Origin of the sequence: Proteus sp. NMG38-2, assembly GCF_020640995.1 — a bacterium.
Taxonomy (GTDB): Bacteria; Pseudomonadota; Gammaproteobacteria; order Enterobacterales; family Enterobacteriaceae; genus Proteus.
Genome location: NZ_CP085481.1, coordinates 3062451 through 3076046 on the forward strand (window position 1 = coordinate 3062451; position 13596 = coordinate 3076046).

At 38.5% G+C, this 13596-nt stretch carries 12 protein-coding genes; 3 read left to right on the forward strand and 9 right to left on the reverse strand.

Translation table 11 applies throughout. The annotated features are described in order from the left end of the window. Window positions 1-122 precede the first annotated feature (122 nt). Genes recJ through xerD form a run of 3 tightly spaced genes read right to left on the reverse strand, consistent with a single transcriptional unit; the run spans window position 123 to window position 3545 of the window. The gene (recJ, locus tag LG402_RS14630; RefSeq protein ID WP_227335828.1) at window positions 123-1856 is read right to left on the reverse strand and encodes a single-stranded-DNA-specific exonuclease RecJ; all 1734 of its coding nucleotides are present in this window, start codon (window positions 1854-1856) and stop codon (window positions 123-125) included. Between the two features lie 9 nt (window positions 1857-1865). Beyond that, the gene (gene dsbC / locus LG402_RS14635) at window positions 1866-2573 is read right to left on the reverse strand and encodes a bifunctional protein-disulfide isomerase/oxidoreductase DsbC (RefSeq protein WP_072069225.1); all 708 of its coding nucleotides are present in this window, start codon (window positions 2571-2573) and stop codon (window positions 1866-1868) included. 33 nt (window positions 2574-2606) lie between these two features. Beyond that, on the reverse strand, window positions 2607-3545 hold the full coding sequence (gene xerD, locus LG402_RS14640; RefSeq protein WP_166540855.1) for a site-specific tyrosine recombinase XerD: 939 nt from the start codon (window positions 3543-3545) through the stop codon (window positions 2607-2609). Window positions 3546-3653: 108 nt separating this feature from the next. Between xerD and fldB the strand changes: the two genes are divergently transcribed. Next, window positions 3654-4172 carry a flavodoxin FldB gene (fldB, locus tag LG402_RS14645; RefSeq protein WP_227335829.1) on the forward strand — a complete coding sequence of 173 codons (519 nt, stop codon included), beginning with the start codon at window positions 3654-3656 and terminating at the stop codon, window positions 4170-4172. 16 nt (window positions 4173-4188) lie between these two features. On the opposite strand, the gene LG402_RS14650 is transcribed toward fldB, so the two are convergent. Beyond that, a complete protein-coding gene (locus LG402_RS14650; protein ID WP_109407423.1) occupies window positions 4189-4596 on the reverse strand; it encodes a protein YgfX in 408 nt (135 codons plus the stop codon). Window positions 4597-5063: 467 nt separating this feature from the next. Further along, window positions 5064-5339, reverse strand: a complete 276-nt coding sequence (gene sdhE, locus LG402_RS14655) for an FAD assembly factor SdhE (protein ID WP_036938885.1) — start codon at window positions 5337-5339, stop codon at window positions 5064-5066. A gap of 264 nt (window positions 5340-5603) precedes the next feature. Here sdhE and ygfZ point away from each other — a divergent pair, with 264 nt between their 5' ends. Together ygfZ and LG402_RS14665 are read left to right on the forward strand one after the other, a co-directional pair. Beyond that, window positions 5604-6590, forward strand: a complete 987-nt coding sequence (gene ygfZ, locus LG402_RS14660; protein WP_109407424.1) for a tRNA-modifying protein YgfZ — start codon at window positions 5604-5606, stop codon at window positions 6588-6590. Between the two features lie 27 nt (window positions 6591-6617). After that, window positions 6618-7220, forward strand: a complete 603-nt coding sequence (locus tag LG402_RS14665) for an HD domain-containing protein (protein ID WP_109407425.1) — start codon at window positions 6618-6620, stop codon at window positions 7218-7220. A gap of 67 nt (window positions 7221-7287) precedes the next feature. Here LG402_RS14665 and gcvP read toward each other — a convergent pair whose 3' ends face one another. The 4 genes from gcvP to ubiI form a co-directional block, all read right to left on the reverse strand. Then, window positions 7288-10164 (reverse strand): aminomethyl-transferring glycine dehydrogenase, encoded by a 2877-nt coding sequence (gene gcvP, locus LG402_RS14670; RefSeq protein WP_227335830.1) that lies wholly within the window; start codon window positions 10162-10164, stop codon window positions 7288-7290. A gap of 129 nt (window positions 10165-10293) precedes the next feature. Next, a complete protein-coding gene (gene gcvH, locus LG402_RS14675) occupies window positions 10294-10686 on the reverse strand; it encodes a glycine cleavage system protein GcvH (protein WP_166540857.1) in 393 nt (130 codons plus the stop codon). A gap of 34 nt (window positions 10687-10720) precedes the next feature. Continuing rightward, on the reverse strand, window positions 10721-11815 hold the full coding sequence (gcvT, locus tag LG402_RS14680) for a glycine cleavage system aminomethyltransferase GcvT (RefSeq protein ID WP_210813435.1): 1095 nt from the start codon (window positions 11813-11815) through the stop codon (window positions 10721-10723). Between the two features lie 414 nt (window positions 11816-12229). Next, a complete protein-coding gene (ubiI, locus tag LG402_RS14685) occupies window positions 12230-13465 on the reverse strand; it encodes an FAD-dependent 2-octaprenylphenol hydroxylase (protein ID WP_227335831.1) in 1236 nt (411 codons plus the stop codon). Between the last annotated feature and the right edge of the window lie 131 nt (window positions 13466-13596).

Sequence of the window (13596 nt, forward strand, 5' to 3'; positions counted from 1 at the left end):
ACCGCATATTGTAACGGATATATCCACGGGTTTATAGCATTTATATACAATTGTCTACTCAATAGTTGTTGCCATAACAACGTTTTACTTTATATCACAATAAATTGCTTAAATTATTCATATTAACAAGGCCAAATGTGCTCAACAAGCAGTTGCGCATTTCTTTGCCCTCTAAATTCATTCACATCTAATCGATAAGCTAATTCAACGGTTTTAATACTGTTATCAGGCCAAATATTGATATCAACATTAAATGCAATAGCATCAATCATCAGATGACTATTTACAGGCTGAAGCATCATTTTTAAATGCTTACTACCGACAATACGTTGTTGCAACAACGTAAATTTGCCGTCAAATAATGGCTCAGGGAAAGCTTGCCCCCATGGGCCTGCTTCTCTTAGCATTTCAGCGATAGGTAGCGATAATTGATTTTCCGTTAGTTCACCATCAGATAAAATAACACCTTGCAACTGCTCGTCAGAAACCAATTCAGACATTAAAGACGAAAAATGACGCTGAAATAGCGGGAATTTATCTTCTTCAAGTGAAAGCCCAGCAGCCATTGCATGTCCACCAAACTTCAGCATCAAACCTGGGTTTAAAGTATTTAATCGTTCTAACGCATCCCTGAGATGTACACCACTGATTGAACGACCAGAACCTTTTAATAGACCGTCACCGCTAGGTGCAAAAGCAATAACAGGACGATGTAGTTTTTCTTTAATACGAGACGCTAAAATACCCACAACACCTTGATGCCATTCTGGATGATAAATTGCTAAACCATTCGGCAAGTCATGTTGAGTGCCCATAAATTGACGGAAAATAGTGGAGGCTTCTTCTTGCATACCCGCTTCAATTTCACGGCGAGTTTGATTTAAACCATCAAGTTCATTAGCAATTTCACGGGCAGAACCAATATTATCCGTTAAAAGTAGAGCAACACCGACAGACATGTCATCAAGACGCCCTGCAGCATTTAAGCGTGGCCCTAAAGAAAAACCTAAGTCACTGCTTACCAGCTGAGATAGCTCTTTACGAGAAACCTCAGTAAGTGCTTTTATCCCTACACAACAGCGACCAGCTCGAATACGACGTAACCCCTCATAAACAAAAATACGGTTATTTTCATCAAGAGGAACAACATCCGCCACAGTTCCTAATGCAACTAAATCGAGAAAATCAGCCATATTAGGACGAGCTAAATTGTGTTGCTCAAACCAGCCTAATTTTTCTAATTCAGCTCGCAATGCCGTCATTAAATAGAAAGTAACACCAACGCCAGCTAATGATTTAGATAAGAAATCGCAATCAGCCAAATTAGGGTTAATAATCGCATCAGCAGCAGGCAATGTTTGCCCCGGCAAATGGTGGTCTGTTACTAGGACTCGAATACCGTATTCATGGGCAGTCTCCACACCTTCAAAAGATGAAATACCATTATCAACTGTGATAATGAGATCAACCCCTTTTTTTGCAACATCATGAACAACTTGAGGGCTTAAGCCATAACCATCATCAAAGCGATTAGGAATATGATAGCTTACTTGCTTAAATCCCATTTGGCGTAATGCTTTGATAGCCAATGCTGTACTGGTTGCACCATCGGCATCAAAATCACCAACAATCACGATACGAGATTGCTGTTTTAAAGCCTCAATGAGCAATGAAAGTGCCGTTTCAATTCCTGTTAATGCTTGGTAATGAAGTAAGCCTTTTAACGATCGTTCTAGTTGAACTTCGGATGTTATTCCACGATTAGCATAAATCTGTCGTAATAAAGGATCTAAATTATTTGGCAATTGAGTTGCCTGCGCAATTCGACGACGTAGTGTCGGTTCAATAGTGACCATAAAACGTGATTACTTCTCTTTTTTATCTAATAATTCAATAAGGTTTTGAGCAGAAATATATCCACCATAAATACTCGCATTAGGTAACACAATAGCAGGCGTACCTTGAATTCCCATCATGGTGCCTAATTTAAAATGTTCATTAATATTGATTTTTTTACATTCATCAATGGGAATAATTTTGTCACCTTTAAATGCACTGTCTAACGATTTATTAGGGAAACCGCTACACCACACAGCATTCATTTCTTTACTCACAATATTATTGCCAACACCATTACGAGGAAATGCTAAATAGCGTACCGTTATTCCCTGTTTATTCAGTTCAGGTACTTCTTGGTGAAGTTTTTGACAGTAAGGACAACTAATATCAGTAAAAATGGTGATCACATGGCGTTCATTACGCGCTTTATAAACGATCATTTCATTTTTAAGTGAATCTACTTTTTTCATAATAACTTGATTGGCAATACTAACAGGCTCACCGCTGCTGATATTATAAATAGGGCCTGCTGTTAGGTATTTACCATCGTCAGTAATGTAAAAAATACCTTTATCGGATAACACTGCATTTAATCCAACAATCGGAGTTGGTTGAATGCTTTCTGCTTTAATTTGCATTTTAGCCAGTTGCGCTTCAATAGAAGCATTGTCAGCAAGCACAGGCATTGACACCATGCTTAATAGTATTGGCAACCAGAGTAATTTCTTTTTCATTTAAATTCCTATTTAATGCCAGCGTGTTGGTGGCTATCCCCTTGGATGATGTTGCTGATGAAGCACTTTCAAGCGCTCTGTTGCAACATGGGTATAAATCTGTGTTGTAGAGAGGTCACTGTGCCCCAATAACATCTGTACAACACGCAAGTCTGCTCCATGATTTAAAAGATGTGTTGCAAATGCATGGCGCAACACATGGGGTGATAACTTTTCAGTATCAATTCCAGCAATCACAGCATAATGTTTTATCCGATGCCAGAAAGTTTGTCGTGTCATTTTCTGCCCTCTTAGGCTAGGAAAAACAATATCGTCTGTTTTTCCTTGCATTAAAGTGGGTCTTCCATATTGCAGATATTGCTCTAACCAGTAAATAGCCTCTTCCCCTAAAGGGACTAATCTTTCTTTATCGCCCTTACCGATCACTCTTAATACACCTTGCCGTAAGCTGATATCAGAAAGAGATAATCCCACTAATTCAGACACACGAAGCCCACAGGCATAAAGCACTTCAAGCATTGCTTTATCACGTAATTCTAATGGCTCATCAATACAAGGCGCATTGAGTAAATCATCCACTTGCCGTTCACTTAAATCTTTAGGTAAGCGTTTCGGCAATTTTGGGGTTGAGAGCAATGCACTAGGATCATCTAAACGTAATTTTTCACGATAAAGATATTGAAATAATCGACGCATTGTACTGAGCAAACGAGCAGCACTACTGGCTTTATAGCCTTCATCAAGACGCGTTGCGAGAAAGGATTGTAAATCCAAGGTGGTCACAGATAACCAATCCAATTGATGATGTATAAGCCATTGACCTAATGCTTGTAAATCTAAACGATAAGAACTGAGTGTATTGGCTGATAATCCTTGCTCTAACCAAATATTGTCGAGAAATTGCTCAATGATAATATCTGTATCTTCATGAGTCTGCGTTGTTTTTTTTGTCGATAATTTGGTTTGTGGCACAGTCTTACTCTCCTGCTCTTTAGTTTATTACCTTTACATTATGCCTTATAAAACTTTTTTTCTGATACAATAGTGACCTTTATTGGCAAAAATATCCTAAAAATCTTTATGAAAATTGGTCTATTTTACGGTTCTAGCACCTGTTACACCGAAATGGTAGCAGAAAAAATTCGTGATATTCTCGGTGAAGAGTTCGTTGATCTTCATAATGTTCAAGAGTGTGATATCACGCTTATGGAGCAATATGACATTCTTATTTTAGGTATTCCCACTTGGGATTTTGGCGAGATCCAAGAAGATTGGCTCAATATTTGGGAAACATTGCCAACATTAAATTTAAAAAACAAACTTATTGCAATGTATGGAATGGGCGACCAAATCGATTACAGCGAATGGTTTCTTGATGCACTAGGTATGCTTTACCATCATTTATTGCCAAGTGGCGTTAAATTTATTGGGTTCTGGCCTGTTGATGGATATGAGTTTGTCAGCCCAAAACCGTTGTCAGATGATGGTAAGTATTTTGTTGGTCTTGCATTAGATGACGTTAATCAATTTGAAGAAACTGATGAACGTTTATCACAATGGTGTATGCAAATTTTACGTGAAATAGAAGAAAATCTATAAATATAATGCCCGGAGATTAAATATCTGGGTATTGCATTAATAATTGCGAAAAATTACGCCATTCATTTTCAGTCATACTATCAAAAGCGACCCATAACGTGATTTGTTTTTTATTCAAAATAGAGGTCAGTGTTATTCGAGTACCAAATCGACTAATCCAAGGGCGCTTTGTTATTTGCCACTCATGAAGTTTCCATTGCACTCTATTGCCATTCAGTAAAGCAAAATCGCCTTTGATTCGACTAATGTTTTTTTGCGTAAAATACCAGCTTCCAATCAAAAATAGTAATAAAGGCACCCAAATATAAATAAAATCAGGAGGCCATGGATATAGCAATAAGCCTATTTCGAAAGCAACATAAATTGCCGTTGAAAAGAGTTGTGTAAACCATGACACTGTAAGATGCGATTTCCATAAGATCACGAGTTATATTAACTCCTGCTTTAGTTCTATACCGATATAAATAGCGTTAAAGAATAACCTATTTATAATGTAACTTCTTTTTTAACCTTGTAAATAGTTTACCTTATATTTTAGATTTAATTTTTTATTATTTTTGACTTTTTTATACTTAATCAAAAAAACACAATTTAATAATAAGTACGTAATTTTTATTCTTTTTTAATTACTGTTTTAATAAAATGAGCATACCTGATTGACTAAATATTCAGAAGATAATCGTGAAAAAAAAATCATTTAAACGGTAATTTATAGAGATAACACGCATTTTTATCGTAAACTTGTTCTTTATTTCATCACATTTTAGAACATGACTAATATTATTTTTTATATAAAAATAAAAAAACGCCTTTATTGGATAATAAAAGCGCCATTTATAATCAACAAAAAATTATTATTTAGCCTATCGCTGATTTTATACGTTTTTTTTATTAATATTTATCAACGATCTCTGCCATTCTCGCCCTATTACGCTCTTGGATTAACTTCACCATATAATAGAGCGATTCATCGTCAGGACGACCATGGTTCATTAACCAGTTAAATAAATCAGGATCTGCACATTCGAGTAAACGAACAAAAAGCGCTTTATCGTTATCAGATAACGTATCGTACTCATTTTCGAAAAAAGGCATGATAGAAATATCCAGCTCGCGCATTCCACGGCGACATGCCCAGTTAATTCGTGCTTTATTCTCTATATCGATAGTCATACTCTGCTCTTTACATTGTTCAAATCAAGAAATACTACGATTTCTTCCTGCTTCCGATGATAGTCTTATCACGAGATTTTTAACATCAAAATGATCACAGTTTGCAGGTTTCGTCTCATAGACACCATATTGAACACACATTTATTGATTATTTGTCAGGTTCATTTTCTGTGCGTTATAAATAATAATGACTTGCATTGTCTTGTGACTCTTTTACCATAACTGATGTATCTGATTAATTTAATCGCTGGTGACATCATGACTCAAAATTCGACTCAGGCTAAACGCCCTCATGCGGCAATCAATTTACCGTTAACACTGATTTCTTTAGATGAATGGTCACTGATAACAGCAACCGGTGCTGACAGTGAAAAATATCTACAAGGCCAATTAACTACCGATATTACAGCACTTCCTGCAACCACGCATACACTATCAGCACACTGTGAAGCAAAAGGAAAAATGTGGAGTACATTACGCTTTTTCCATATGCAAGACGGCTTTGCTTATATTTTGCGTAAAAATGTCGCACAAAAACAACTGACTGAATTAAAGAAATACGCAGTATTTTCAAAAATAACCTTAGCAGAAAATACACAAGCCGTATTATTAGGATTAGCAGGACAAGGCGCAGCTCAGGCTTTAGCTGACTATTTTCCTAATATTCCTCGCAAAGCGAACGAAGTCGTTAATCACGACAATACTTATATTCTTCAACTGCCTTTACCTACTGAACGTTTCTTAATTGTCACGGACGAAGAAACAGCAAAAAATCTAGCCACGACATTAAAAGCGCAAACAAGTGATAGTGAGCAATGGTTAGCTTTAGATATTGAAGCTGGATACCCTATTATTGATACCCCTAATATCGAACAGTTTTTACCTCAAGCAACAAACCTACAAGCATTGCCACTGAGCATCTGCTTTAAAAAAGGTTGTTATACAGGGCAAGAAATGGTCTCTCGTGCAAAATTCAGAGGTGCCAATAAACGTGCTATGTATCTATTATCTGGTGGTAGTACTGAGTTACCAGAAATTGGCGGTAGTATTGAGTGGCAATTGGGTGAAGATAAATGGCGTAAAACGGGCACTGTATTAAGTGCTGTACGTATGGCTGACAATACTATTCTTGCAGAAGTTATTATGAATAACGACATGGAAGCTGACAGCGTATTTCGTGTCCAAGGCGATAACATCAGTCGCTTATCCATTAAACCTCTTCCTTACTCTTTAGAAGAAGAGTAACGCTTATTTAAATCAGAATGGATTTTTATGACACAACAAACTAATGGGGCTTTTGGCCCCTTTTCAGAAACTATTAATTTCATTATGGAATTAGATAAACTTAAACGTGTTTATCGTAAAAATAATGTATTAGACAATAGCCGTTCTGAAAATACGGCAGAACATAGCTGGCATTTTGCGGTTGCTGCAATGAGTTTCCAACCTTATGCGGGCGATATTGATATGGGCCGTGCTATTCAATTAGCTTTAGTCCACGATATCGTTGAAATCGACGCTGGTGACGTTATGGTGTATGACGTTGCTGCTCGTGAAGCCATCAAAGAACACGAGCAAAAAGCGGCAAGACGCATTTTTGCTTTATTACCTTCTCCACAAAGTGAATATTTCCTCAATTTATGGCTGGAATATGATGCGGCTGAAACACCTGAATCTCAGTTTGCTAATATTCTTGATCGTGCCATGCCAATGCTGATGAACTTACATAATGAAGGTCAAAGTTGGGTAGAAAATAATATCCGCTTAGAACAAGTATTAGCGCGCAATCTGTTTATTGAAAAACAGTGGCCAGAGTTTTGGCAATATCTCTACCCTCAATTATTAGAGGCGCAGAAAAAAGGTTGGTTAAAATAACAACAAAAAATACCGATGGCTAACTTAACCATCGGTATTTTATTTAGGAATATTGTTAGATTAAAGCTTATTCGTAATCACTAATTGGCGCACATGAACAATGTAAATGGCGGTCGCCATACACATCATCAAGACGTTTAACCGCAGGCCAATATTTGCTTTGTTTCGTTGCTTCACTTGGGAATACAGCACATTCTCGGCTATAACTGTGTGGCCACTCTTGCACTAATTCATATTGTGTATGAGGTGCATTAACTAATGGATTGTCATCAATTGGCCATACACCTTTATCTACCTGTGCAATTTCAGCACGAATAGAAAGCAGAGCTTCAATAAAGCGGTCAATTTCTACTTTACTTTCTGATTCTGTCGGCTCAATCATCAATGTACCCGCAACAGGGAATGACATGGTTGGAGCGTGGAATCCATAGTCAATTAAACGCTTAGCCACATCCATTTCACTGATACCGTAATTCGCTTTTAATGGACGAATATCGATAATACATTCATGTGCGACATAACCATCAGCACCAGCATAAAGAATGTCATAGTCATTTTTCAGACGTTGCGCGATATAGTTCGCATTTAAGATTGCCACTTGGCTTGCTTGTTTAAGCCCTTGTGACCCCATCATACGAATATACATCCAACTAATTGGTAATATTGAAGCGCTACCGAACTGGGCCGCAGAAACGGCACCTTGTGTAGTGACATTCTCCATTTCAACAACAGAATGTCCTGGTACAAATGGCGCTAAGTGTGATTTCACACCAATAGGCCCCATACCTGGACCGCCGCCGCCATGAGGGATACAGAAGGTTTTATGTAAGTTTAAATGAGAAACATCAGAGCCAATAAAGCCTGGTGTAGTTATCCCTACTTGCGCATTCATATTGGCACCATCAAGATAAACTTGTCCGCCATATTGATGAATGATCTCGCAAACTTCACGAATACCTTCTTCGTAAACACCATGTGTTGATGGATATGTCACCATCACACAAGAGAGTTCAGCTTGATGTTTTTCTGCTTTGGCTTTTAAGTCTGCGATATCAATGTTGCCATTGTCATCACAACCAACAACCACCACAGTCATGCCTGCCATATGGGCAGACGCAGGGTTAGTACCGTGTGCAGAGCTTGGAATTAAACAAATATGACGTACATTTTCACCACGACTTTGGTGATAACGGCGGATTGCTAATAGACCCGCATATTCCCCTTGTGCCCCAGAGTTTGGTTGCATACACATTGCATCATAACCGGTTAATGCAGCAAGCCAATTAGCCAATTGCCCAATCATCACCTGATAGCCTTTCGCTTGATAGGCTGGGCAGAATGGATGTAGCTCTGTAAATTCAGGCCATGTAATTGGGATCATTTCAGCAGCTGCATTTAGTTTCATCGTACATGAACCTAATGGGATCATGGCTTGATTTAAAGCTAAGTCTTTATTTTCTAAACGATGCATATAACGCATCATTTCAGTTTCACTGTGATAATGATGAAAATTTTCATGTGTTAACACACTGTCTTTACGTTGCATAGACACGGGAATAGATGCTGAAGATAAAGCGACTTGTTTATCAAGTGCATCAATATCACCCACCAATGCTTTACCACTGATGATCTCAATAAGCTTTGATACATCTTCACGAGTTGTAATCTCACTTAATGTGACACCAACGGCACCCACAATATCAGTACGCAAGTTAATTTCAGCGTCTTTTGCACGTTGTAATACAGCGGCTTTGTCTGCTGTTTCAACTGTTAAGGTATCAAACCAAGTTTGGTGGCGTAAGACCATACCATTTTGCTGTAAACCGGCAGCCAAAATATCTGTTAAACGATGAATACGTTGAGCGATGGTTCTTAACCCTTCTGGCCCATGATAAACCGCATACATAGCAGCAATGTTGGCAAGTAAAACTTGAGATGTACAGATATTGGAGTTGGCTTTTTCACGACGAATATGCTGTTCTCGAGTTTGCATTGCCATGCGTAATGCACGATTACCCGCGGCATCACGAGACACACCAATGATACGACCTGGCATTGCTCGCTTATATTCATCACGACAAGCAAAGAATGCCGCATGAGGGCCACCATATCCCATAGGTACACCAAAACGTTGTGCTGAACCTAATACGATATCAGCGCCTTGATGACCCGGTGCTGTTAATACCACCAGCGCCATTAAATCGGCAGCAACACTAGTAATGATTTTACGTTCTTTCAGTTCAGCCAATAACTTACTGTAATCATGAACTTCACCCGTTGTGCCAACTTGTTGTAATAGCACACCAAAAACACCTTCAAGCTCTAATACCTTTTCCGCTTTATCAACAACAACCTCAAAACCAAAGGTATCTGCCCGTGTTTTTACCACATCTAGGGTTTGGGGATGAATATCATCAGCGACAAAGAAACGATCTGCATTTTTTTGTTTGCTTACACGTTTTGCCATCGCCATTGCTTCAGCGGCAGCCGTTGCTTCATCAAGTAACGACGCAGAAGCAAGATCCATTCCCGTATAATCAATAGTGACTTGTTGGAAATTCAGCAGCGACTCAAGACGACCTTGAGACACTTCTGGCTGATACGGTGTATAAGCGGTATACCAGCCCGGATTTTCTAATAAATTACGCAAAATCACTGGAGGTAATACAGAAGGCGCATAACCCATACCAATATAAGAAGTAAATCGCTTATTTTGGCTGGCGATGGCTTTAAGTTCAGCCAAGGCTTCTTGCTCTGTTGCTCCAGCTCCCACATTTGGTGGAGTATCTAGTTGGATATTATCTGGAACAATTTTTTGGGTTAATTCATTTAATGAGGAGACGCCAACAGCACTGAGCATCTCTTTAATCTGTTCTGGTGATGAACCAATATGGCGACGAATAAATTCATCACGATACTCTAACTGATTTAAAGTCTGTGTCATTGCAAGTAATTTCCTGAATTCACGATGAATGGATAGGTAATAGCCATGGCTTAAAGAACGTAGTGATAGCTATAAATAACAAGCTAATAAATAAAAACGCCCCGGCATGGTTTGACGGGGCGTTTAGTTTTATTCTTCGCTATCTACCAGCTCTTGATAACCAGCAGCATCAAGTAGGTCATCTAATTCGCTTTCATTATTTGCTTTAATGCGAAATAGCCAACCTTCTCCGTAAGGTGCGCTGTTTACCAGCTCTGGAGAACCATCTAACTCTTCATTTACTGCGATAATTTCACCTGATAATGGTGAATAGATATCTGATGCAGCTTTTACTGATTCCGCTACTGCACAATCATCACCCGCTGCCACTTCTCTACCCACTTCAGGTAGATCAACAAACACCATGTCACCTAATAATTCCTGTGCATGTTCAGTAATACCGATAGTGTATTCACCATTTCCTTCTGAACGGACCCACTCATGAGACTGCGCGTATTTTAATTCACTAGGTATTTGACTCATTGACCTTACTCTCCATTTAAAATAATTGTGCGTGTTATACCAATGCTTTACCTGAACGAACAAAACCAGGTTTAACAACTTCTACTGGCATTTCACGATTACGCATTAATACAATTGCGCTATCTTTAATACCTGCGGGAACTCTTGCTAATGCAATACTAAAGCCTAATGTGGGCGAGAAAGTACCACTTGTAATCACACCTTCTCTTAATTCCCCCAAATCATCAGTAAAGTGTACGGCAGTACCTGCTCGTAGCACACCTTTCTCTCGCATAACAAGTCCAACAAGTTTATCTGTGCCTGTTGCGCGTAATTTTTCTAATGCTTCTCGACCAATAAATTGACGATCTTCAGGTGCCCACGCAATCGTCCAGCCCATATTAGCTTCAAGTGGATTAATAGTTTCATCCATCTCTTGGCTATAAAGATTCATTCCAGCTTCTAAGCGTAATGTATCTCTTGCACCTAATCCGGCAGGTTTAACACCCACCGCTAATAATTTTTTCCAGAAATTGACGGCTTGCTCTTTTGGCATCGCAATTTCATAACCCGCTTCACCGGTATAGCCTGTTGTTGCGATAAACAAATCATCAAGCTCTACACCATAAAAAGGCTTCATAGCTGAAACAACTTGGCGTTGCTGTTCAGTTAATAAACGTTGAACCTTTTCTTGTGCGTGAGGGCCTTGAACCGCGATTAATGCCAAATCATCACGAACAGTAATATCAACCACGTAATTTGAAGCATGTTGCTCAATCCATGCCAGATCTTTTTCACGAGTAGCGGAGTTCACCACAAGGCGATAGAAAGAATCATCAAAGTAATAGACGATAAGATCATCAATTACACCGCCTGAAGCATTAAGCATACCGGTATAAAGCGCCTTACCTTTTTCGGTGAGTTTAGCGACATCATTCGCTAATAAATAACGTAGGAAATCTTTAACTTGCGAGCCATGTAAGTCAACAATGGTCATATGAGAAACATCAAACATACCTGCATCACGGCGTACATTGTGATGTTCATCTATTTGAGAGCCATAATGCAGTGGCATCATCCAACCATGAAAATCGACCATACGAGCACCGCAGGCTACGTGCTCATCATACAACGGAGTCTGTTTTGCCATTCTTCCCTCTTTCTACTTTTACTTTAGATTATTCAGAGAACGCAATTTGTTAAATATAAAATTAAACTTGATTAGAAATCAGCGTATTAATCACGAGTTTAAGTTTATTTTTAAACAGGGATTTAACAAATACGAGCAATTAACGTACAACGCAAACGATACCACCTTCTTGAACTTAGCATTGTCAGAAAAAATAAACCATAAGTTAAAATAGGGTATTGTGTCTCTCAATCATAATAGAGAGATATGAGTATGCAGAACTAATGATTGCAATTATGCGTATCAGCGCTCATTTTTGGCGAGGAATTCCTGTGAAAAAGGAATTAGTGCAAAGAATAGACTGAAAAAATAGATTTTTTTAGTTCTATTTCTTCAGTCAGATATAAATAAAAGTAATGTGAAATAAGAGAGGAATTAGATTTTTTCAACTGAAGTGAAATTTTTATCACTTAACCATTCAGGTAAATCAGAAAGCCCCATTGCTTGTTCAAGTAACTTTGGTTTTACGCCCGGTAAACTATCTGCTAACGAAAGGCCTATATCTCGAACCAGCTTTTTAACTGGATTGTTGCCAGCAAAAAGTTCACGAAATCCCTGCATACTGGCTAACATCACGGCAGCCGCATGTTTGCGACGACGCTCAAATCGTCTCAAATAGAGATATTCACCAAAATCTTTACCCTCTGCTTTTAAGCGACGGATCTCACCAATTAACTCTGCAACATCCATAAAACCTAGGTTAACGCCTTGCCCTGCTAAAGGATGAATAGTATGTGCCGCATCTCCTAATAACGCTAAACGAGACGCTGCAAATTGGCGTGCATAACGACCAGTTAGTGGTATTGTCATGCGATCACTGATTAATTCACATTGACCCAAACGCATATCAAATGTCACACCTAATGTGCGCTCAAATAAGGTTTTATCTGCATTTTTGTAGTGTTCAGCTAGATGGCTTGGTAAAGACCAAACAATAGAACAAGTATGAGGTTCAGAAAGAGGTAGAAATGCTAAAATACCTTCACCATGGAAGACTTGGCGAGCAACATTGTCGTGGGGTTGTTCAGTACGAATAGTAGCAACTAAGGCATGATGTTCATAATCCCAAAAAGTCAGAGGAATATCTGCATGTTTACGTAACCATGAATTAGCACCATCGGCTCCGACAACTAATCTTGCCGTCAACATTTCACCATCATTAAGGGTAATAAATGCATCATTTTCCCCCCAAACAACACGTTCAATTTGTGTCGATGAATAGAAGGTTATATCACTGTGGCTTTCACATTTTTGCCAAAGCACTTCTCGAATAAGGTTATTTTCGATAATAGAGCCTAAATGGCTGAACCCTTCTTTTTTTGCCGAAAATTCAATACGACCAAAACTATCTTGATCCCAAACTTCCATACCTTGGTAAGGCGTTGCTCGTAAAGCATTTAAGTTTTCCCAAACACCTAATTTTTTCAGCAACATCTCACTGGCAGTATTAATAGCGGATACCCGTAATGAAAAATCATCTTGCGGGTGAAAATGTTTTGTTACTGGGTGATTTTCTATTATCGCTATACGTAATCCACACCCGTGTAATCCGCTGGCTAATGCAAGCCCAACCATTCCACCACCAGCAATAACAACATCAAATGATTTCATAATAAAATATCCTAAAAAGCGATTATTTTAGAGCGCGCTGTTCTTTTCTGCTTATTTTTAAAACAAAAAAAATTTATAAAGCAACCTATCTATTATTTTAAGTATTGATTGATATTAACAATGACCACTTA

What these genes read in the sequence shown, in the direction of transcription:
- dsbC (WP_072069225.1), bottom strand. Translation starts at nt 2,573, where the DNA reads ATGAAAAAGAAATTACTCTGGTTGCCAATACTATTAAGCATGGTGTCA.
- ubiI (WP_227335831.1), bottom strand. Translation starts at nt 13,465, where the DNA reads ATGAAATCATTTGATGTTGTTATTGCTGGTGGTGGAATGGTTGGGCTT.
- LG402_RS14665 (WP_109407425.1), top strand. Translation starts at nt 6,618, where the DNA reads ATGACACAACAAACTAATGGGGCTTTTGGCCCCTTTTCAGAAACTATT.
- gcvT (WP_210813435.1), bottom strand. Translation starts at nt 11,815, where the DNA reads ATGGCAAAACAGACTCCGTTGTATGATGAGCACGTAGCCTGCGGTGCT.
- gcvH (WP_166540857.1), bottom strand. Translation starts at nt 10,686, where the DNA reads ATGAGTCAAATACCTAGTGAATTAAAATACGCGCAGTCTCATGAGTGG.
- fldB (WP_227335829.1), top strand. Translation starts at nt 3,654, where the DNA reads ATGAAAATTGGTCTATTTTACGGTTCTAGCACCTGTTACACCGAAATG.
- ygfZ (WP_109407424.1), top strand. Translation starts at nt 5,604, where the DNA reads ATGACTCAAAATTCGACTCAGGCTAAACGCCCTCATGCGGCAATCAAT.
- recJ (WP_227335828.1), bottom strand. Translation starts at nt 1,856, where the DNA reads ATGGTCACTATTGAACCGACACTACGTCGTCGAATTGCGCAGGCAACT.
- gcvP (WP_227335830.1), bottom strand. Translation starts at nt 10,164, where the DNA reads ATGACACAGACTTTAAATCAGTTAGAGTATCGTGATGAATTTATTCGT.